Annotated in this window: 16 protein-coding genes; 15 read left to right on the top strand and 1 reads right to left on the bottom strand. The window is 43.3% G+C overall.

What is annotated here, in order from left to right; translation table 11 throughout:
• Positions 1–41 precede the first annotated feature (41 nt).
• The 15 genes from F8L24_RS02200 to truA all read left to right on the top strand — a co-directional run bounded on the left by F8L24_RS02200 (position 42) and on the right by truA (position 16,762).
• A complete protein-coding gene (locus F8L24_RS02200; RefSeq protein WP_294951298.1) occupies positions 42–1,379 on the top strand; it encodes a bifunctional diguanylate cyclase/phosphodiesterase in 1,338 nt (445 codons plus the stop codon).
• Between the two features lie 61 nt (positions 1,380–1,440).
• On the top strand, positions 1,441–1,821 hold the full coding sequence (locus F8L24_RS02195) for a response regulator (protein WP_294951296.1): 381 nt from the start codon (positions 1,441–1,443) through the stop codon (positions 1,819–1,821).
• A gap of 28 nt (positions 1,822–1,849) precedes the next feature.
• Complete coding sequence (locus tag F8L24_RS02190) at positions 1,850–2,965, top strand: FIST N-terminal domain-containing protein (RefSeq protein ID WP_294951294.1); 1,116 nt, start codon at positions 1,850–1,852, stop codon at positions 2,963–2,965.
• The gene (locus tag F8L24_RS02185; protein ID WP_294951292.1) at positions 2,962–4,827 is read left to right on the top strand and encodes a hybrid sensor histidine kinase/response regulator; all 1,866 of its coding nucleotides are present in this window, start codon (positions 2,962–2,964) and stop codon (positions 4,825–4,827) included. Before F8L24_RS02190 ends, F8L24_RS02185 begins: the two co-directional genes overlap by 4 nt.
• On the top strand, positions 4,811–5,122 hold the full coding sequence (locus F8L24_RS02180; RefSeq protein WP_294951290.1) for a hypothetical protein: 312 nt from the start codon (positions 4,811–4,813) through the stop codon (positions 5,120–5,122). Before F8L24_RS02185 ends, F8L24_RS02180 begins: the two co-directional genes overlap by 17 nt.
• Positions 5,123–5,136: 14 nt before the next feature.
• On the top strand, positions 5,137–5,916 hold the full coding sequence (locus F8L24_RS02175) for a type IV pili methyl-accepting chemotaxis transducer N-terminal domain-containing protein (RefSeq protein ID WP_294951288.1): 780 nt from the start codon (positions 5,137–5,139) through the stop codon (positions 5,914–5,916).
• A gap of 18 nt (positions 5,917–5,934) precedes the next feature.
• Positions 5,935–6,768: a type IV pili methyl-accepting chemotaxis transducer N-terminal domain-containing protein gene (locus F8L24_RS02170; RefSeq protein WP_294951286.1), complete on the top strand. Its 834-nt coding sequence runs from the start codon at positions 5,935–5,937 to the stop codon at positions 6,766–6,768.
• A 15-nt stretch (positions 6,769–6,783) separates the two neighbouring features.
• A complete protein-coding gene (locus F8L24_RS02165; RefSeq protein ID WP_294951284.1) occupies positions 6,784–7,629 on the top strand; it encodes a hypothetical protein in 846 nt (281 codons plus the stop codon).
• A gap of 18 nt (positions 7,630–7,647) precedes the next feature.
• Positions 7,648–10,860, top strand: a complete 3,213-nt coding sequence (locus tag F8L24_RS02160; protein ID WP_294951281.1) for an ATP-binding protein — start codon at positions 7,648–7,650, stop codon at positions 10,858–10,860.
• 169 nt (positions 10,861–11,029) lie between these two features.
• Positions 11,030–12,322 carry a bifunctional UDP-N-acetylglucosamine diphosphorylase/glucosamine-1-phosphate N-acetyltransferase GlmU gene (glmU, locus tag F8L24_RS02155; protein ID WP_294951279.1) on the top strand — a complete coding sequence of 431 codons (1,293 nt, stop codon included), beginning with the start codon at positions 11,030–11,032 and terminating at the stop codon, positions 12,320–12,322.
• A 1-nt stretch (position 12,323) separates the two neighbouring features.
• Positions 12,324–13,592: a bifunctional phosphopantothenoylcysteine decarboxylase/phosphopantothenate--cysteine ligase CoaBC gene (gene coaBC / locus F8L24_RS02150; protein WP_294951277.1), complete on the top strand. Its 1,269-nt coding sequence runs from the start codon at positions 12,324–12,326 to the stop codon at positions 13,590–13,592.
• Entirely contained in the window at positions 13,585–14,274 is a 690-nt protein-coding gene (gene uppS, locus F8L24_RS02145; protein WP_294951275.1) for a polyprenyl diphosphate synthase, read from the top strand. Before coaBC ends, uppS begins: the two co-directional genes overlap by 8 nt.
• On the top strand, positions 14,271–15,011 hold the full coding sequence (locus F8L24_RS02140) for an A24 family peptidase (protein ID WP_294951273.1): 741 nt from the start codon (positions 14,271–14,273) through the stop codon (positions 15,009–15,011). The genes uppS and F8L24_RS02140 overlap by 4 nt, the downstream gene beginning before the upstream one ends.
• A complete protein-coding gene (locus F8L24_RS02135) occupies positions 15,004–16,029 on the top strand; it encodes an LptF/LptG family permease (RefSeq protein ID WP_294951271.1) in 1,026 nt (341 codons plus the stop codon). Before F8L24_RS02140 ends, F8L24_RS02135 begins: the two co-directional genes overlap by 8 nt.
• A 10-nt stretch (positions 16,030–16,039) precedes the next feature.
• Positions 16,040–16,762: a tRNA pseudouridine(38-40) synthase TruA gene (gene truA / locus F8L24_RS02130; protein WP_294951269.1), complete on the top strand. Its 723-nt coding sequence runs from the start codon at positions 16,040–16,042 to the stop codon at positions 16,760–16,762.
• Here the strand turns inward: truA and F8L24_RS02125 are convergent.
• A partial coding sequence (locus F8L24_RS02125; RefSeq protein WP_294951267.1) for a response regulator occupies positions 16,756–18,762 on the bottom strand: 2,007 nt, incomplete at its 5' end. The two genes, truA and F8L24_RS02125, sit on opposite strands and share 7 nt — an antisense overlap.

The raw sequence follows: 18,762 nt of genomic DNA, 5'->3' as shown, positions 1-18,762 counted from the left end.
ATGAAACTGTTATTAGCTGAAAAGAAAGGCAACATCCTATCATGAAAAAACCTGTCGAGATACTCCATGTCCTTCACCATGATTCCTGTTCGTCTGCGCTTGACTACGCTGCGTTGATGGAACTTCTTCAAAGAAATTTTTTTCAAACCGACCCTGAGCATATCCGTTTTTCAATACTTTTCATAGAATTTTACGGCTTCAATCAGTTTTATGGCTATAACGAAAATCTACTGGAACGGGATCAGCTCCTGATCAGTAAAATAGGGAAGAAACTCAGTTCTGCTTTGACAGAAAACGATATGCTTGTCAGAGTCGGAGATTATCAGTATATTGTAGTACAGGCAGATATACCGGAACGTGTTTCATCCGAACTGGCAAGACAGATCATGCATCTTTTTTCTGAACCGTGCATGATCAACGGAGATATGTTTTACATTTATACCTCCATTGGTATCAGTTTTTATCCAGATGAAGGCACAGACCTCTATGCACTTATCAAAGTAGCCGAAAATAAAATGAAAAAAGTCCAGAAGAACGGAAAGAACCTGATCAGTACCGTCCAGGACAGCTCCATACTGCTGACAGAAAGACAGATGGAATTAAAACAGGCGCTTCCTGCCGCCATAGAGAACGGTGAAATCTATTTTCTTTACCAGGCACAGTATTCACAGGTACATCAGCGTTTTACCGGGGCTGAAATGTTAGCAAGATGGAAACATCCTGCTTACGGAGAGATCTCTCCGGAAATTTTTATACCGCTGGCCGAACAGAATGGCATGATCGCTTCACTGAGTATCAAAACACTTGTTGCCGCTTCAAAAGCATTTATTGTTTTGGACCATGCACACATTGATGACTTTTCCCTTTCTGTCAATATTTCACCGGTTTTTCTGCTTACAGCACATTTCTACAAAACACTTCAGTTTCTGCTTCAGGAATATGAATTGAATGAAAGAAACCTGCATTTCGAAATTACAGAAGAAATGCTGCTGGAACATACCGATTATCTTTTGGATATTCTGCACAAAATAAAAAATTTGGGCATATGCATAGAAGTAGATGATTTTGGGACAGGATACACTTCTATTAGACAGCTTGCCGACCTTCCGATCGATATACTGAAGATTGACAAATCCTTTATACAGGGTATCGATACCGATAAAAAGAAACATGACCTGCTGAAAGCTATTGTCTCAATGGCTGAAGCCCTGAATATGAAAGTCATAGCAGAAGGCATAGAAAAACAGGAAGAAGCAACCGTACTGCAGCAGTTTGCTCCCCTGACGATACAGGGGTATCTTTATGCAAAACCGGTACAGCTTGAAGCGCTGGTTGAAAAGATACAAAAACTTTCAGCAGGAAACGGAAACACGCTATAAGAAAAGTCTTATAGCCTTTTGACTGTGATTGTTTTATAATAACCCAATCAAGGAGATAAAAATGGTAAGAAGGGTTTTAATTGTCGATGATTTCGAATACAATTTGGAATTCGAGGAAAAAGTAATCAAATCTTTAACCAAAGAAGGCAATGTTTCTATCCATGTGGATGTAGCACTCAATGTGGCAGAGGCATTAACAAAAATTTCCCAAAATGCCGTTTATGATGCAATGGTAATAGACATGAACCTTCCTGACGGTTCGGGCAGTGCTATCGCGAAAGAAGCGCTGAAAAAAAACAAAACAACCAAAATTGCCGCACTGACGCTTTATCCTGAAGAGTATGAAAATTCCCATGCACTTTTCGATCTGTTCCTGCGAAAACCGATCATGCCCATGGATTATAAAAAAAATTTCAAACAACTTTTGAATTTAGAGGGTTGAAGAAAAAAAGAAGGGAGGAATAACGATCATGAAGCAAATAGCAGTGACAAGTGTATCATTGGATACCATTGATTTTATTCCAACAGTGATCATCGGATTTTACAGAAAAAGCGAAAAGACACTTTTTTCTGCCGAATACCAGATACTGAAAAAGCGTTTCCCACAGGCAGATATTATCGGATGCAGCAGTGCCGGCAACATTGCCAATGAACTCCCCTACATAGAATCCCGCCATCAGTTCCCCTGTGTCTATCTCTGTCTGAAAATGGACAAAGAGGCTTTTACTGTAGAGGTATTCCATAAAGATGACAAAATCACTCCAACACTGGATAAAGAGAAAAAATATCAGCTTATTCTTTTCAGCGCCTTTACTTCTTTCGAATTGGAAGATATGCTCTCACCTCTCCCTTCTGTCGTAGGTACACAGCGAATCTTCGGTGCTGTCGCAGGTGTGGACGCCCCGGCCATGGAGGAGGAGGCAGAAGTGTTTTATAACGGTGTATTCTATGATCGGCATGTACTGTTATGGATGATCGATGAGAGCAGATACAGGATAGACGGTATGAGCATGCATCTTTTCCGTCCGGCAGGACTTCCCCTCAAAATAACCAGCGCCAAAGGAAACAAAATTTATGAACTCAACAATCAGCCGGCAATGGAGGTACTCGAAGCCCTGGCCGGAGAACTGGATGAATCGGCTATCGGTACGTTTGCCTACCCTCTTTTCCTGCAAAAAGAGGCAGAAGGTCATTGGGAAAGTGCGCCGCTGGCTTCGATGATCGGTATAAACAGAAAAGACAAAAGCATACTGCTTTACAGAAATGTGTGTAACAACAAATATGTAAAATTAGGTATTATGGTCAGTCAGCAGGACCAGTTGAAACGTCTCCGTCGGCTTTATTCCTTTGCCCCGCCAAAGAGTGCGGCACTTCTGTTCAACTGCATAGGTATAGAAAAAAACCTTTCCATGATGGAATACCTGTACCTTGAAGACGTTAAAAGACATCTTGACATTACATTTGTCGGCGGTCATACCTTTGGAGAAATAGGTCCTCCCGCCACTTCAAAAAAACACAGCGGCACAGTGCTCCACAACCAGACAATGACCATTGCACTGATTACCGAAAGGGAGGTGTCATCATGATGAATGCCGTACAGCATGCGTATTTAGAAGCAGGGATCATGCAAAAATTCGGGCGCTCAAAAGAAGAAGCGCAAAGAACTGTAAATGAGCTTGAAGCTATGATCTTCCGTCAGGATGAAAAAATCATTTATGATCTGCAATATAAAATCTTTACAGAAAATGACCCTCGTTATACCCGCATGTTGGTGCAGTTTCTTTTTCAGGGCTTCTCCTACCTGTATGATACAGCACAGAACAAAGAAGAGAAACAGAGGCTTCAGGAAGGCGTCAGCAAACTCTTTGACTTTCTGTTCATTGACCGGTGCATGTATGCCAAACAGATGGAAACACAGTCGGTTGCCGCACAGCATATTTTAAAAAATGTGAGCAGCCAGCTCAATACCGTACTCAAAACACAGGAGCGTATGATCGCCAATCTTTCACATGAAATGCGTACATCACTCAATGCCATTACGGGTTATCTAACCATACTTGAAGAGAGCAAAGCCATACAGGGAGAAGAAAAGTTTCATTTGAAAAAAGCCTTGAACGGTGCGGCAAGCCTTCAGTCTCTTGTCAAAGATATTTTAAATATAACCAAACTCAACAGCGGCCAGTTGGAGATAAAAAAAGAATTTTTTACGATACAGGAAATGCTTTTGGAGTGTATTGACCATCTCTCCATCGAAATAAAAAACCGGCCCCATATCGATTTTCAGTTCCAGTCCAAATTTATGCCCCTGAGTGTCTATGGCGACAAAATGCACATTATGGAAATTCTCATCAACTTTCTCAGCAATGCTTTTAAATATACCAAAACAGGTTTTATTACACTCTCTATGGATTACAGCATAGAAACAGACGGGGTACAGGCAACATTCAGTGTTTCAGACAGCGGTAGCGGTATGACACCGGAGCAGGTAGAAGATGTTTTTTCTCCGTACAGCCGTTACCAAAAAGAGAAAGAGGGGCTTGGACTGGGCATGCACATCACCAAACAACTCGCAGAGAAACTGGGCGGCACACTGAATGTCCAAAGCACTTTTAAGCAGGGAACAACTTTCTCTTTTACCTGCAGTTTTGAAAAGTATCGCCCCATAGAACTACATTTTGAAGGGAAAAAAATCTGTTTTTATGTGGAAGAAGCCGAAATCACTGCACACTTGAAGGAAAAGATCCATTTTCTGAAAGCATGCGGTGCCGAGATAACACATTTTAAAAAAGAGAGTGCCCTGATCAATTATCTTTTAAATGAGAAAGAGGATATGCCTGACATTATTTCCATCATGGCACAACCGGAAGCCTATGCCAAATTTGACGCACTGATTTATTATCTCAGAAGTGCAAAGCAGTTTAACCATACTGCATTCATTGCCGAAAATATGCAGCAGCATCTTTCGTTAAAGTATTTTGATGAGCTGTATGAATACTGCGCACCGCTGTCACTCTACAAAAAACTCTTACGCAATCAACATGCTTTGCTCCGCGAGAGCGGAGAAGAGCTTGCGCTGTCGGTCCTTGTCATCGATGATACAGAAACCAATTTGGATATTTTCCAGCTTTTCATCAAAAAACAATATCCCGATGCCAGCGTCGATCTGGCAGGCGGAGGCTATGAAGGGATCGGTATGTGCAAGATCAAAACATATGATGTGATCTTCCTCGACCTGAAAATGCCGGGAATGAACGGATTTGAAGTCATGAACAAGCTCAAAACACTTCATGGCTCCTTACCGACAGTTTATGCTTTTACCGCCGATGTCTATAAGTCCACTTACGAAAAAGTGGAAGAGTACGGGTTTGCCGGGATCCTTGAAAAACCGTTAAACCCTGAAACCTTGTATGAAATCTTGAAAAGGATCGGACATGCAAAAACTGCTTGATGAAACAGAAGCAAAAGCCTATGTTTTTTTAAAAGAATTCGGCTTTGAAGAAGATGAAATTGTACCGATCGTGGCAAAGGGCAAACGAAACCTTGAAACGACACTCAAAAATTTTGAGCAGATGCTTTCTCTGCCGGAAGCATACAGTCATGACGAGGCAGACAGTATTTTGCATGCATTAAAAGGTTTGCTCGCACAGATGGGCAATAAAGAAAAAGCAGAGGAAACCGAAGCACTGAGAGAGCATCTTGACAGACAGAAGATGCTGGCATGGCTGGAACGTTCCCGATTATAAAAAGGAGTCAAAAAATGAGAAAACCGTTATATGTTGCAGTGAAAATCGTACTGACACTGCTGATTGTACTATGTGCGGCAGAAGCAGCCGAGATCAAAAATCTGTCACAGGCCGTGGATGTGGCAGGGAAACAGCGGATGTTTACCCAGAGAATGCTCAAAGATTATGCCATGATAGGCTTGGAAAACCCGTTTGGAAACCCCAAAAAAGACCTTCAGAAGACCATGACAGACTTTGAAGACCATCTTGATGCGCTGATCGCGTTCAACAAAGATCCGAAAACCGATGCAAGTCTTATGAAAGTAAAAAAGATGTGGACGCCAGTAAAAGCCGCACTGAAAGAAACACCGCGCAAAGAAAAGGCAGCCAAAATGCAGGAAGATCTTGAAGCCCTGCTGAAGCAGTCCAATGAGGCAGTCGGACTTTTTGCCAAACAGACAGGCAAGGAATCAGGAGAGATCATTAACATTTCAGGCCGTCAGCGTATGCTTTCCCAGAGAATGGCGAGTTTGTACATGCTGAAAGTATGGGGCATTAATGATCCCAAGTTCAAGGAAAAAATGGATCAGGCCATGAAACTCTTCAAAACATCACTCGAACGCTTGAAAGCGTCAAAGATGAACACACCGGAAATTACAGCACTGTTGAACAAAGCTCAAAGGTCTTTCATGTTCTTTGAAATCATGAACCGTTCACAGTCCAAATTCATTCCGGCACTGATCTATAAAAAATCCAACGATATTTTAAAGAACATGAATACGGCAACCGGACTGTATGCCGCACAGGAAAAATAAACCAGAAGGAGAAGAAAGATGAAAACACAATGGATAAAACAAATCACTTTGGCAGCAGCAGCGGCAACCGCACTTATGGGTACTGCGCTCTGTGCAGACAACAATACATCCCCAAAAAGCAGCACAGTGAAGGAGACAACAACACAGACACATGATGTTCTCCAGCTGATCGATATTGCAGGCAGACAGAGAATGCTTTCCCAGAGAATTGCAAAAGATTATCTGTATGCAGGCGAAAAGATCGCAGTATCCAAAGCACAAAAACAGTTGGCTGCCTCCCTTAAATCCATGGTAGCAACACATAAAACACTGGTCAATTCCATCAATGACCCGGAGATCAAGAACCTGCTTGCATTTGTCGAACTGAGCATGGAAGACTTCAAAAGTACAGCCAATGAACCATTCAACCTTGACAATGCACAGCTAATTATCGACTTGAGTGAATCTATGCTCGAGGGAAGTCAGTATGTTGTCAATTCGCTGAAGAAGAAAGCAAACCTGAAAGAATCTGCTCTCGTGGGAAAAGCGGGGAGACAGAGAATGCTGGCACAGCGTATTGCCAAATACTACATTGCCTATCAGGCAGGAATAAGAGATAAAAATACCGTCGATCAGATGAAAGAGGCTGTAAAAGAATTCAGCGATGCGCATAAAGCATTAATGAACAATCCTTCCAATACACCGGAAATCAACCGGAAACTCAACAAGATAAACAGACTCTGGAAGATCGTCTATAAATTCTATCTCAATATTGAAAAAGGCGGATTGCCGCTGATCGTATTTAATACGACCGATGACATTACCAACAAAATGAATCAGATCACTGAATTGTATGTTGCATTATCCAAATAAATGAAAAGGTTTGACATGAAGAAGCTCTTTTGGTGCTGTCTGTTCCTGGGCGCAAGCAGTATGTATGCTTCGGGAAGCGTAAAAAAACATACACACGCTGCCAGGATGCATACTGTGCAAAAGAAAAAGGCAGAAAAAACAAAAAAAATCAAAAAGACAGAAATGACAAGAGGTGACGTAAAGATCATTGAAGCGACAGAAAACATACGTTATCTAAGTCAAAAAATAGCCAAGGAATATCTATTTTACTATACCTATCCGAACAATGCAAAAATGCAGAAAAATCTTTATGCAACCTTGAAAAAACTGGAAGAAAACCTGAAAATTATCTCGTCAGTGACAAAAGATGAAGATACGCAGAATATTTTGGAATTTCTGGCTTACAGCAAAGAAGAAATACTGTCTATCATCAAGCAGAAGCCGACAAGTGCAGATGCCCTCTTGATGCTGGATTACAGTGAAACTCTGCTTGAAGGTGCAGATTCCATCGGCAGAACCTATGCCTATACCTTTTCCAAAGAGGAGAAAATGCTGGTTGCAACCAAGAATATCAAGTATTTGCTGGAACGTATTACCAAATACTATATGGCACTTTACCGGGGCTATGACACACAGAACAACAGAATGAACCTTCAAAAGTCGATCAGTGGTCTGAAACAGTATTTAGCCGAGATCAATGCCTACCCCTACCCCGGGAACCTTCAGGATATTCGGCAGCATATCGATAAAGTCTGGCACAGAGATGACCAGGTCCTGAAAAATATTGATCAGTATTTTATTCCGAACCTGCTGTCGGATTCAGTGGTATATCTGGAAAGAAAAACAGATGCAATATCAGCATATCACAGCAAAAACCTTTAAGAAAGCGTAGGAACAATTATGAAAATATTCAACAGCAAATCAGTCTTTTTTCTTTTATTTTTGACTGTCTTTTCCGCTTTTCTCTTCTCGGCATACTATACCTATGGACTGTACCGTGCCTATAGGATTTCACAGAACAATACACAGCAGGTCGAATTTTTCACCAAAACAGACAGGATCATAGACCGGCTGACCGATGAAGTCTATGCAAGTGCCGTCTATCTGGGCAAAGAGAACAGCCAAAATGCCAAACTACTGAAATCTGACCGCCAAAAAGTTTCAGCAGCCATAAATGATCTAAAAAGCTGGATCGGTACCCATGCCGAATTTAACCATTATCTGACTTATCTCTCGGATATTGCAAAAAATCTCGGTTTTGTCCATTCAAAAGTCGATACGCTGAGCAAAGACTACAACAATATCTTTTTTGATGAATATGATGACAATATTTTTCAGCAGATGATCATGATGCTCAAAGATGTTTCCCGCAAAACTGTGAAGATCAGGAACGATGAGGCACTCAAACAGTTTATTGCACTCGAAACATTGAAATACCATTTGGCGCTTGAGAAATCCTATCTTTCATTTATCGTAGAAAAATCGTTAGTCATGGGAAAAAAAGATCTTGTGGCATGGGACAGGCTCCATATAGAAAACAACTTTCCAAAATACGATATTTCCCATATTCACACCGGACTTTCCGTAACACAGTTTGAGAATCTCGGGTTAAATGAAACGGTAATGATCTACGCAGAATCAGCTAACGGTCTTTACACCGTTACCCTCCCCCGGATCAAGACTGTATATGGGCAGAAAATTGCTTTTGTCCAGAGCATTCAGAATGCTATCCTGAAGCAGATAAGCCATTTACTGAGTGTTGAGAGTGCCCAAAAACAAAAAAACATGATGCAGTACCTGTATGTCAGTCTCTTCTTGCTATTCCTCTTTTTCTTCCTTTTATATCTTTTTAGAATGATGCACAAAGAGAAACAGATGCTCGAAGACACACTTAAAAGTATTGAAATAGGGTTGACACCGAAGAAGAACAAAGAACTCAAAGAGATCATTGCTACAAGAGACAACAGGAAGATCTATAAATTTTTGGCACAAACGATCAATGAAGCCAATGAAGCCAACAAAGAAACCTTTCTTGCCAATATGTCACATGAGATCCGTACTCCGCTGAACGGCATCATAGGCTTTACCGATCTGCTGAAAGCTACAGCACTGGATATAGAGCAAAAAGAATTCGTTGATATTATTGATACAAGTTCACATCACCTGGTCGGAATCATCAATGATATACTTGATTATTCAAAAATGGGATCAGGCAAATTTGAAATTGAATCGATCCCGTTTAAGACATTTGAAACATTTGAAACAGCGGTAGAGTCCTATGCGGCAAAAGCCTTTTCAAAAGATATTGAACTGGGTATCTATATCGATCCGACCATTCCGCATACGCTGATAGGCGATCCGACAAAAGTGTCTCAAGTCATCATCAACCTTATCAGCAATGCAACGAAATTTACCAATGTACACGGAGCGATCAATGTCAATATTTCCCAGGTTGCTGAAACAGAAGACGATGTTACCCTCCATTTTTCCATTAGCGATACAGGTATCGGTATTTCCAAAGAGCAGAAAGCAAAGATCTTTGAGGCATTTTCCCAGGCAGACAGTTCGACAAGCAGGAAATACGGAGGTACAGGACTCGGACTTTCCATCTCCAGCCGGATCATTTCCTTTATGGGAGGAGAACTGGATGTGGACAGTGAAGAAGGAGAGGGTTCCACATTCTTCTTTACCCTCCATTTCAACAAATCCGAAGAGGAAGAGGAGAATTATGCACAGAAATACAAGGGCATGAGTATTGCACTTGTTCTGCCTTCCCAGGATATTTACAGACAGATAGATATTAACCTGATCGCCTATTTTGACTACCTTGGGGTAAGTTTCAAAGTGTATTACGGTGATGAAATTTTTGCTTTAGACCAGTCTGCATTGCCGGATGTGGTATTTTTCTCACAGGAATATACAAGACACAAGGGTGAACTTGAGCGTTATCTCGAACTTCCGACCCAGCTTGTATTGCTTACGACGGGAGAGTTGCAGCGCGACTTTAATGTCCCCAGCGATAAAGTGAGGAAAATTGTCTATAAACCTGTCAACTTTACCAAAATCATCACTGTACTTGAATTGTGCCAACAGAAAGAAGAGAACCAAAAGGTTGAAAAGGCACATACAGCCGCATACTGTCATTTTGACAATATTCATGCATTGATCGCAGAAGACAACCTGATCAATCAGAAATTGATCAAAAGGATTTTAAATGATTTTGGTCTGCAGGTCACGGTGGCAGACAACGGAGAGGAAGCGTTTGACCTCCGTAAGCAAAATGAATATGATATGATTTTTATGGATATTCAAATGCCTGTCATGGGAGGTATTGAAGCTACGAAAGAAATGATTCGTTTTGAAAAGCTCAACCGCATCAAGCATATACCTATTGTTGCACTGACAGCCAATGCCCTGCATGGGGACAGAGAAAAATACATAGAAGCCGGAATGGACAACTACCTTTCCAAACCGCTTGATCTGGATAAACTCAACACCCTGCTTCAGGAGTATTTCCCCACCTGTATCACACCGAAAAAGACAGGAGAAGAGCAGGAGACTGTCAGCACCCACGATTCTGATGAGACAACAAGCCCTGCAGAGGTATCCCCCAGTGACAATTCAGTCAAAGAGGAAACGTTAAAAGAAGCAGCGCCCATACCTGAAGAAACCACGGCACAAAACAGTGAGGCACCTGTTCCAAAAGAAGTGTCTGTTAACGCAAAAGAAACACAGATGCAGGCAAAAGAGGCACAGGTGGCATCACCTGCACAAACAGAACAAAAGAAACCCTCGCGGGACATTTTGCTGTATCATTCATTTCCGATGATTGCGAACATTTATGCAAAAATGCTGATAAACCTCGGCTACAGTGTTGACAAAGTCACGTCGGAAGATGATTTTATGAACCGGATCGAAGATACCCGATATCAGTTCGTTCTGTTTGACGGCAGACCCTTCAAATCGATAAAATGCCTCATCAGCGATACCATCAGAGATACAGGGGCGAAGCCGTTCGTAATTCTTTCACCAAACAAACATGTTGATTTTTGCTGCGAAGTACTCAGAGAAGGTGTCCATGTTTCAGAAGTAAGTGAAAAACTGCAAAAATGATCCGCTGCGGATCATAACAGCTGTTCAGGGAGAGGGCCGCCTGTGATTCCCTTTTCTTGATGCAGTATTCGGCTTTTTCGGCTGCATACAATCTGCTCACTTAATTTCAATTCGATATAATCACGAAAACTATTATGGTAAATACAATTTCATCCAAAAGGTACAAAAAATGTCCATCTCTGTTGTGATCCTTGCTGCCGGCCAGGGAACAAGAATGAAATCCGCTATGCCCAAAGTCCTGCATACCATTTCCGGAAAACCGATGCTCTTCCATGCTATCGATGCAGCCAAAGAGATTTCGGATGATATTACCGTGGTACTCCATCATCAGGCTGAGCGTATCAGGGAAGAGGTGGAAAGTACCTATGAAAACATCATCTTCCACAGACAGGATGCCAAAAACTTTCCCGGTACCGGAGGTGCGATGAAAGGGGTACACACCAGGCACAGCCGTACCCTTATACTCAACGGTGACATGCCGCTCATTACCAAAACCTCCCTTGAAGCACTCACTTCCGGAGATGCTGACATCAACATGTCCGTCATCGAACTCGAAGACCCTTCCGGCTACGGCCGTGTCATCATCAGTGAAGGGAATGTCATAGAGATCGTTGAACAGAAAGACTGCAATGAAGCACAGCTTTGTACCCAAACGGTCAATGCAGGGATCTATGCCGTCGATACTGCCCTTCTGGAACGCTATATTCCGCAACTGGACAATGATAATGCCCAGGCGGAATATTATCTGACAGACATCGTAAAAATGGCTGTAGATGACGGCAGAACCGTACATCCTGTCTATGTGTCAGAAGAAGAATTCAAGGGTGTCAATTCCAAACTGGACCTCGCCCACGCAGAAGAGATCATGCAGCGGCGCATCAAAAAAGCACTCATGCTGGCCGGCGTGACCATGCGCCTGCCGGAGACCATCTACATCGACTGCCGTGCCACATTCGAGGGCGAGTGCGAACTTGAGAACGGCGTACGCATTGAGGGAGCGGCACATCTTTTCAATGCACATATCAAAGCACACTCCGTCATCGAGGATTCGCATATAGAGCATTCCGATGTAGGACCCATGGGAAGGATCAGACCGGGTTCCAGACTTGTTAATACACACATCGGAAACTTCGTAGAGATCAAAAAATCTGTACTCAACGGTGTCAAGGCAGGCCATCTCGCCTATATCGGCGATGCCCAGATCGGTGAAGGTTCCAACATTGGTGCCGGGGTCATCACGTGTAACTATGACGGAAAGAACAAATTCAAAACCATCATCGGCAAGAATGTTTTTGTCGGTTCGGATACACAGCTCGTGGCCCCCGTATGCATCGAAGACGATGTCATGATCGCGGCGGGAACGACAGTGAACAAAAATGTGGAAAAAGGTGTATTGGCGATTTCCAGAACCCCTATGAGAACGGTTAAAAACTTTTTCTATAAATTTTTCGGAGATAAATAATATGCAGATCAACCTCAACGGCAAAACCATTCTTCTGGGTGTGACCGGAAGTATTTCAGCCTACAAGGCCTGTGACCTGGCAAGACTTTTCGTCAAAGCAGGAGCCCGGGTACATGTTGTGATGAGCCCGAGTGCCGAACGTTTTGTCTCCGCGTTGACCTTTGAAGCCCTGACACGCAACCCTGTACTGACAGAGAACTCGGAGAGCTGGAGTTCGGAACTCAACCATATCGAGATCGGCAAGAAATGCGATGCTTTCGTCATCGCACCTGCCACAGCCAACAGCCTGAACAAAATAAGCAAGGGAATTGCCGACAACCTCCTGCTGCAAACAGCCCTTGCCTATGCCGGTCCTATGCTGGTCGCGCCGGCTGCCAATACACAAATGCTCAAAAACCACTATACTGCCGGCTCGCTCAAAATGCTGGCGGTGAACGACTACACGATCATCGAACCCCAGGAGAAACAGCTTGCCTGCGGCGATGTCGGAAGCGGTGCACTCGCGGACCCGCAGGAAATCTTTTTTGAAACAGCCAAAGCTCTTTTCAGAGAATCTTTCTGGGATGACCGGCGTATCGTTGTCACCGGCGGAGGCACCCGGGAAAAGATCGATGAAGTACGCTATCTTTCCAACTATTCTTCGGGTAAAATGGCGCAGGCTCTCTGTCTTGCCCTCTATTTGAAAGGCGCGGATGTATGCTACATCACCACGACCGGGAACGAAGGCATGCCGCACAGTATCTACACGATCGAAGTGGAGAGTGCCAAAGAGATGCTTGACTATACACAAGATGCCGTACGCGTTGCCAAAAAAGGGAAGATGAGTACCGCCAGTATGAACAGCAGCGAACCGGTACACCTCATACAGAAGGAACCGTACCTTTTCATGGCAGCTGCCGTAGCCGACTACACACCGAAGTTCCCACAGGCAGGAAAACTGAAAAAGGCAATGCTTGGGGAGACATGGAACCTCGAACTTGTTCAAACGGCAGATATCCTTTCGGCACTGCGCAAAGACGGCATCAAAACCGTTGCATTCAAAGCAGAAATGGATGTCCAAAACGGCCTTGAATCTGCCAGAAAACTGCTTGAAGAAAAAGCGGTTGATGCCGTTTGCTACAATCTGCTTCAAAACAGTGACAGTTTCGGTACCGATGTGCATGAGATCACTTTTTTGACACAGGAACACTCCATCCCTTTGGGAAAAGCAGACAAATTTACCCTTGCCGAAGCGATTCTTGAACATTCAAAAAGCCTTGTTCATGACTAAACAGACACTCAAAAACCTTGCTATCATCATGGACGGCAACGGACGCTGGGCCAAACAGCGTGGCCTCAACCGGACCAAGGGACATGAAAAGGGTGCTGAAGTCATCCGTGACATCACGACATACTGTGCCAAACATCCCAGCATAGAAACAGTGACTTTTTATGCCTTCAGTACCGAGAACTGGAAACGTCCCAAACTTGAAGTAGAATTTCTCATGAAACTGCTTGACCGGTATTTGCAGAAAGAACTGGAAACCTATCAGAAGAACAACGTTCGGTTCATGGCTATCGGTGACATCAAAGCCTTTTCTCCCAAATTGCAGGAACGCATCAGGATCACAGAAAAAGCAACATCCAGAAACAGTGACCTGAAACACATTCTTGCTCTGAACTACGGGGGAAGGGCAGAAATAACTCATGCAGTGAACACACTCATGGCCAAAGGGAAAAAAGCAGTTACGGAGGCAGACATCTCTTCTGCACTGCAAACACCGTACAGCGATATTGATCTGCTTGTACGCACCAGCGGGGAAGAACGTGTTTCAAACTATCTTTTGTGGCAGATAAGCTATGCGGAATTTTACTTTACAGAAACACTTTGGCCCGATTTTACCATAGAGGAGCTCGATGAGATCATTGAAGATTTCGAGGGGCGCACCAGACGATTTGGAGGATTATCATGACAGGAACATTTGCCGTTATTTTATTGGTTTTTATATTTGGAGCAATGATCGGTTCCTTTTTGAATGTCGTTATCTACCGCATTCCCAAGGGAGAAAGCATTGTTTTTCCTGCTTCCCGGTGTCAAAGCTGCAAGACACCGCTGAAGTGGTACCACAACATTCCCATTTTTTCCTGGATCTTCCTGAAAGGAAAATGTGCTTTTTGTGATGCCTCCATTGCCATACAGTATCCGATGGTCGAATTCATGACCGGTCTTATCTTCACTGTACTCTACTTCAAGCTCGGAATCGTCTGGTACTTTCCTTTTGTCGCTTTCTCGTTCGCCGCACTCTTTGCACTTGTCATGATCGACTTCAAATATATGGCTGTTCCGGACAGTGTCAATATTGCCGCACTTCTTTTTGCCCTGATCCAACCCGATTTTATACATGCAGCCATGTACGCCGCTATTGCGGCAGGAGGCCTTTATCTCATAGGACTGCTCTCTTCGGTCATCGCCAGAAGAGAAGCGATGGGCGGTGCAGATGTCATCGTTGCCGGTACCATGGGCGCACTTCTGGGTTTCCCCAATTTTTTCGTTGCCCTCTTCCTCTCGGCACTGCTTGCAATGATCCCCTCGCTGGTCAACCGTGAAAAAGGCGTGCCGTTCGTCCCTTTTCTTGCTCTGGCAACACTGATAGTCTATCTCTACAGCACACAGGCGACACAACTGCTGGAGAAGCTCATTTATGGTTAATGTCAGAGGGTACATCTCGTCAAACTTCACAAAATCATTTTTGACTGTTTTTCTACCCTTTTTTCTTATTATCTCACTCGTCTATCTCGTTAAGATATCTGCTCTGACCAAGCAGGTGCAGATTGATTTTTCAGAATTGCTGCTGCTTTACAGTTATTCCCTTCCCAATATCATTTTTTATACCATTCCTCTCTCTTTTATTGCCGCAGTGACAAACACCTTGATGAAACTTTCACAGGACAATGAACTGATTGCACTCTATGCCCTGGGACTCAAAGCCAAGAAAGTTCTTCGAAGTATTCTGCTGCTCGGTATTCTTTTTTCTGTTCTGCTCGGTACGATCTCTTTTCTGGGTATCCCGATGAGCAAACAGCTCTACAATGCTTTTAAAGCGAAGAAGAAAGCAGAAGCGACACTCAACATTATTCCGGGAAAACTCGGACAGAAGTTTGGCGAGTATTACATTTATGTCAAAAAGAAAGATGACAAAAATGATATGTTCCACACGATGGTCATCTATAACAGGACCAAAAAAAACGAAGAGCAGTTCTTTTCGGCAAGGGAAGGGAAACTCAAACGAAACGGCCGTTCTTCCTCTCTGCTGCTTAAAAAAGGGTACGGCTATACCTATACCGAGGAAAAACTGCAGCAGGTAAAGTACAAAACCCTCGAAGTTTTTGACACATCACAGAAATACCGTTTTCATTTCCAGGACATTATTGCCTACTGGGCCCTGACAAAAACGGATAGGGGTCGTATGGGAAAAGCGCTTTTCTATCTTTTTGTAAGTCTTATTCCTCTGCTGTCAGTCTATCTTGTAGCTGCTTTTGCCATGATCAATCCGAGATATCAGGGAAATTATTCATTTATCATTATCTTTGCAAGCACTTTTTTTCTCTATCTCGTTGCTTCTTCTCTGGAGAAGTGGGGAAATATCCCGATACTCATCGTGTCAGCCCTTCTGGTTTTTGTCTTTGGCAGAATACTATTTGAAAAACGTGTAGCAAAGTATTTTTAAAAGGATGACAATGAGAGTGAAAGCCGTGGTAGCCTATGATGGAAGTACCTTTCACGGGTTTCAGAAACAGACCCGTACAAAAAATACTGTGACCACAGCCATAGAAAATATCCTTAAAGACCTTCAGATCACTTCAGGCATTACAGGCAGCGGACGTACTGACGCCGGTGTACATGCCAGCGGACAGGTCATCCATATTGACCTGCCTGAATACTGGTCCGACCTGGAGAAGCTGCGAAACAACCTCAACCGGAAACTCACATCGGTATACTTCAAGCATATCATGCCCGTTCCCGATGACTTTCATGCACGATTCTCTGCTAAACAGCGTATCTACCGATATGTTTTTACAGAGAATGAACCCTCTGTATTTGAAAGAAAATATATCTCACACTACCATAGTTTCGATACCCGCCTTCTTCAGAAAGCACTGTCGATGTTTGTGGGAGAGCATGATTTCACCCATTTTCATAAAACAGGATCGGATATCCACACAACGATAAGAGAGATCTATAGCGCAAACTACAGATCATCCGGAAAGTACCATTTTATTTATTTCACTGCAAACGGTTTTTTACGTTCGCAGGTAAGAATGATGGTAGCCTCAGCCATGCTGTGTGCCCAGCAAAAGCTTACACTTGAACAGCTCGATACACAGCTGCATGCCCAAACACGCCATACTACATGCCTGGCCCCCTCAGAGGGGCTCTACCTGGCACGTATCATTTATTGACTGAACGATTTTAGTTTTCGCTCGAGTTCTTCTATCGTACCGTTTTCCGCCAGTACATCACAGTAGTACTCATCAAAATCTTCCAGTTTGCCTACCAGTGCAAACGGTTTGGCACCGCTGCTCTTGATAAGGTCCGCTATCAGTCCCCGTATCTTGGCAAACGGTTCGATCTCGCATATGACAAATTTGTATTGCGTATCTTCCAGCCTGTCCATGAATTCTTCTGCGTCTTTTGCAATATCTGTTTTATACCCCAGGTTGTTCAGCATACGCTCATACAGCCTGGCGATCATGGGAATTTCATGATAAAAGAGCACATCCGTTTGTTTCTTTTCCGCTACACTCTCTTTCGTTTCTTCATGATGCACAGCCTTGGTTTCGGGCACTGTATTTTTCAACTGCTCCTTTGTATTTTCCGCAGGTTTTTCTTCTTCTGCTGCGATATTATTCAAAGATGCGGGTACTTTCTCCCTGTTCTCTTTTTCTTCCGTATCTTCCAAAATGGCCTGCTGGACTTCAGGGTATACGATTTTATGGGAATGGTATAATTCAAGGATCTTTCTCAAAGCCCCCAGTTCGATCGGTTTGGAAAGATAGTCATCCATCCCTTCCGCGATATAATGCTCTTTATCTCCGGAAAGTGCATTGGCGGTCAATGCCACAATGGGAATATGGTGTTTTCGATATTTTTCTTCATACGCCAGTATCTCCCTCGTTGCTTCGATCCCACCCATAACAGGCATTTGAATATCCATAAAAATCATATCGTATTCATGCTGCATCCGGAGATTCAGGGCTTCTTCACCATTGTCGGCAAGGGTCACATTGATACCCAGCCCATTCAATACATTTTTGATCAGTTTCTGATTGATCTCATTGTCTTCCGCAACAAGCACATGAAGGTTTTTAAAATAGGATGCACTGCTTTTTTCTTCCTCTGAAACGGATTTTTTACCTGGGATAGTATCTTCATACATACTTTCAAATGCTTTATAAGCCTTGCTTAGGTTCAATGGTTTGTAAATGATTTTTCCTATCTGGTCTTCAAGCGCTTTGACCGTATTGAACATTTTCAGTGTCGTCATCAGGACCATACGGCTTTTCAGTGCCAGATACGGTTCAAGTTCTTCCTGTCTTTGAAAGAAGACATGATTGACGAACAGCATGTCAGGCTGCTCGGATGCAGGCAGTTTGAGAATGCCATCTTTATCATAAGACTTGAACTTCGCACCGCATGCCAGAGCATACGCTTCCAGATTCCTGTCATATGCCTGTGTGCCGATCTCTTCTGAAATAACCGTACCGATCACAAATCCGCTCATGTTCGGCTTTTTGCGCGCTTCTGCACCTTCTGCTTTTTGAAGTGTCAGGGTAAAAAAGAAGGTAGAGCCTTTTTCCTCTTCACTTTCTATTTCAAGCTCTCCTCCCATAAATTTGACCAGTTTGCCTGAAATAGCCAGACCCAGACCTGTTCCGCCGAATTTTCGGCTGGTACTGACATCGGCCTGTGAAAATGCATCAAAAATTTTACTTCTTTGCTCTTCCGTAATCCCAATGCCGCTGTCTTCTACGGAGAACTTCATGGTAACATCGCTATTGTCGGAAGCAAGCTGTTCAATACGTACGTTGATCATACCGTGTGTCGGAGTGAACTTGATGGCATTGCTGATAAGGTTGACGAGGATCTGAGAGATCTTTGTAGGATCTCCCATTACTTCTGACGGCAGATCCGGATCGGAATACACACTCAGTTCTATCTCTTTTTCATCTGCTCTTGCGGCATAGGATTCTATGGCCGATTCAAATTTCTCTACAGGATCAAAAGCGATATTTTCAAGTTCTATCTTGTCTGCCTTGATCTTTGAAAGGTCAAGAATATCATTCACGATCGTTAAAAGGTTCTCCGAACTGGTTTCTATCACAGTAATGAACTCTGCCTGCTCATCGTTCAGTTCTGTCGACTTGAGAAGCTGCGTAAATCCGACAATGCCGTTAAGCGG

It is taken from the genome of Sulfurovum sp., assembly GCF_015493435.1.
Lineage (GTDB): Bacteria > Campylobacterota > Campylobacteria > Campylobacterales > Sulfurovaceae > Sulfurovum.
The sequence above is the reverse complement of the archived record's forward strand: the minus strand, read 5'-3'. Positions and strand labels throughout refer to the sequence as shown.

Bases quoted from the DNA above. Each gene is read 5' to 3' on its own strand.
- F8L24_RS02200 (WP_294951298.1), top strand. From the start codon at position 42: ATGAAAAAACCTGTCGAGATACTCCATGTCCTTCACCATGATTCCTGT.
- F8L24_RS02195 (WP_294951296.1), top strand. From the start codon at position 1,441: ATGGTAAGAAGGGTTTTAATTGTCGATGATTTCGAATACAATTTGGAA.
- F8L24_RS02190 (WP_294951294.1), top strand. From the start codon at position 1,850: ATGAAGCAAATAGCAGTGACAAGTGTATCATTGGATACCATTGATTTT.
- F8L24_RS02185 (WP_294951292.1), top strand. From the start codon at position 2,962: ATGATGAATGCCGTACAGCATGCGTATTTAGAAGCAGGGATCATGCAA.
- F8L24_RS02180 (WP_294951290.1), top strand. From the start codon at position 4,811: ATGCAAAAACTGCTTGATGAAACAGAAGCAAAAGCCTATGTTTTTTTA.
- F8L24_RS02175 (WP_294951288.1), top strand. From the start codon at position 5,137: ATGAGAAAACCGTTATATGTTGCAGTGAAAATCGTACTGACACTGCTG.
- F8L24_RS02170 (WP_294951286.1), top strand. From the start codon at position 5,935: ATGAAAACACAATGGATAAAACAAATCACTTTGGCAGCAGCAGCGGCA.
- F8L24_RS02165 (WP_294951284.1), top strand. From the start codon at position 6,784: ATGAAGAAGCTCTTTTGGTGCTGTCTGTTCCTGGGCGCAAGCAGTATG.
- F8L24_RS02160 (WP_294951281.1), top strand. From the start codon at position 7,648: ATGAAAATATTCAACAGCAAATCAGTCTTTTTTCTTTTATTTTTGACT.
- glmU (WP_294951279.1), top strand. From the start codon at position 11,030: ATGTCCATCTCTGTTGTGATCCTTGCTGCCGGCCAGGGAACAAGAATG.
- coaBC (WP_294951277.1), top strand. From the start codon at position 12,324: ATGCAGATCAACCTCAACGGCAAAACCATTCTTCTGGGTGTGACCGGA.
- uppS (WP_294951275.1), top strand. From the start codon at position 13,585: ATGACTAAACAGACACTCAAAAACCTTGCTATCATCATGGACGGCAAC.
- F8L24_RS02140 (WP_294951273.1), top strand. From the start codon at position 14,271: ATGACAGGAACATTTGCCGTTATTTTATTGGTTTTTATATTTGGAGCA.
- F8L24_RS02135 (WP_294951271.1), top strand. From the start codon at position 15,004: ATGGTTAATGTCAGAGGGTACATCTCGTCAAACTTCACAAAATCATTT.
- truA (WP_294951269.1), top strand. From the start codon at position 16,040: ATGAGAGTGAAAGCCGTGGTAGCCTATGATGGAAGTACCTTTCACGGG.